Origin of the sequence: Nocardioides sp., assembly GCF_034670285.1 — a bacterium.
GTDB lineage: Bacteria > Actinomycetota > Actinomycetes > Propionibacteriales > Nocardioidaceae > Nocardioides.
This window is the reverse complement of sequence record NZ_JAXMNS010000551.1, coordinates 1-1823: the sequence shown is the minus strand read 5'-3', so window position 1 is coordinate 1823 and position 1823 is coordinate 1. Positions and strand designations below refer to the sequence as shown.

The 1823-nt window shown below is 69.0% G+C and carries 2 protein-coding genes and 1 pseudogene; all 3 read right to left on the bottom strand.

The window, feature by feature from the left end; genetic code table 11:
* Positions 1 to 559, bottom strand: a 559-nt coding sequence (gene sigK / locus VOI19_RS18920) for an ECF RNA polymerase sigma factor SigK (protein WP_323794481.1), incomplete at its 3' end; no start/stop codon positions are given.
* Between the two features lie 33 nt (positions 560 to 592).
* Positions 593 to 1270 carry a fasciclin domain-containing protein gene (locus tag VOI19_RS18915; RefSeq protein WP_323794480.1) on the bottom strand — a complete coding sequence of 226 codons (678 nt, stop codon included), beginning with the start codon at positions 1268 to 1270 and terminating at the stop codon, positions 593 to 595.
* Positions 1271 to 1500: 230 nt separating this feature from the next.
* Positions 1501 to 1823 (bottom strand): annotated as a pseudogene (locus VOI19_RS18910) (oxidoreductase); the annotation flags it as partial.

Here is a 1823-nt window from a genome sequence, read left to right as displayed (position 1 = left end):
TGCGGGTCTTGGCTGTTCCGACAGGAATGCTGAGGATCCCTGCCACTTCGGTATGTGTGTAGCCGCCAAAATACGCGAGCTCGAGTGCTTCTCGCTGTACGTCGGTCAGGCTGACCATCGCTTTTCGCACCCGTTGCGCCTCCATGGAGGCCTGGGCCGCATCGGCGGTGGAGTCGATGTCGATCGTGCGGTTGTGCTGGTGATAGCTGGTGTCGCGCCGGGTGGACGACTCGGCCGATCGCACGCGATCGACCGCCTTACGATGACAGAGCGTCATCAGCCACGACAGGGCGCTGCCCTTGTCGGAGTCGAAACGACCTGCGGTGCGCCAGACCTCCAGGAAGGCTTCCTGGGTGACTTCCTCGGCCTGCGCCGGGTCGCGGACGACCCGGACGGCGAGGCCGAAGACGCGGGCCTGGGTGGCGTCGTACAGCTCGGCGAAGGCGACCTGGTCGCCCTTCGCCGAGCGACGAAGCAAGTCAGCGAGCCGTTCGGCGGCTGGCACCGCCGGCACCCCCGTGAGGGAGGCGCCGGACGGCACCAGCTTGGCCTGACTCATCTGACTCAATTCACCTTGATCCGTGAGGATCGATCAGCTGATCGGGGCGGTGAGGACGGTGTCGATCACGTAGACCGTGGCGTTCGCGGTGGGGATGTTGCCACAGAGAACGGTGGCGGTCGCGACGCCGTCGGTGACGGTCATGCCGTCGGTGTCACCCTCGATGGTCAGCGTGGTGCCGGCCAGGGTGTCCTGGTCGCCAACGACAGCGTCGGCGTCGAGGTTCGCGCCCACGACGTGGTTGGCGAGGACGGTGAAGAGGGCCGAGTCCGTGCCGGACTCGTCAGCCTGGGCCTCCTCGACGAGACCGGCGACGGCCTCCTGGTCGAGCGCCTCGAAGGCACCGTCGAACGGGGCGAAGACGGTCAGCTCGGGGGCACCGTTGAGGGTGTCGGCGAGACCGTTGACGGCGCCGACTGCACCGACGAGCTGCGTGAGCAGCGGGTTGGCCGAGGCGGCGGTGGCAACCGGGCTGTCCGACATGCCGACGAACGAGCCGTCGCCATCGGCGGGGACCTGGTCGCACGCGGGGCCGAAGGTCTGGGCCTGCGGGTCAGCGGCCTCGTCACCGTTGTCGGTGTCGGTCTCCGAGGTGGTGTCGCCACCGGTGGAGGTAGCGGTCTCCTCGTCCTCGCCACAGGCGGCGAGGGTCAGGGACAGGGCGAGAACGGCGGCGGCGGCGGTGCCGCGGCGGACGGTGTTGAGCTTCATGGGGTGTTGCCTTCCGTAGTGGGGAATTACGTGAGTGATTCGCAGCGCCGGCGGGGTCGGATTGGTGTATGGGGCTCAGATGGGAAACTTCTTCCCGTGACCGCGCTCACACCCGGCCGGCTCGACTCGGGCCCGTCGCGTACGACGACAGCGGGCCCGAGCACGCCCCATGGCGTGGTCGGACCCGCTGTTGTCGGCGCCGGCCTCAGGCTGAGGCTTCGGCAGAGCCGTCAGGCGACGGTGAACTGCACCGTGTGGATACCGCTCGCGCCTTCGGGGTACGGCTCGGCGCGCACGGCGACCTGGGTGTCGCCGGTGCCGTCGATGCAGCGTGCCGCCACCCGGTGCGAGCCGGGCTCGAGGCCGCTGACCTTGAGGTACCACTGGCGCCAGTAGACGTTGTTGACATCGACGCCGATCTCGGCGACCTGCCAGCGGCCTCCGTCGACCTGCACCTGCACGGTCTTCACGCCGCCGTCGTTCTGGGCCCAGGCGACGCCGCCGATCAGGAGGTCGTCGCCGCCGACGGTGGTGAGCACTCGCGGGGTGTCGA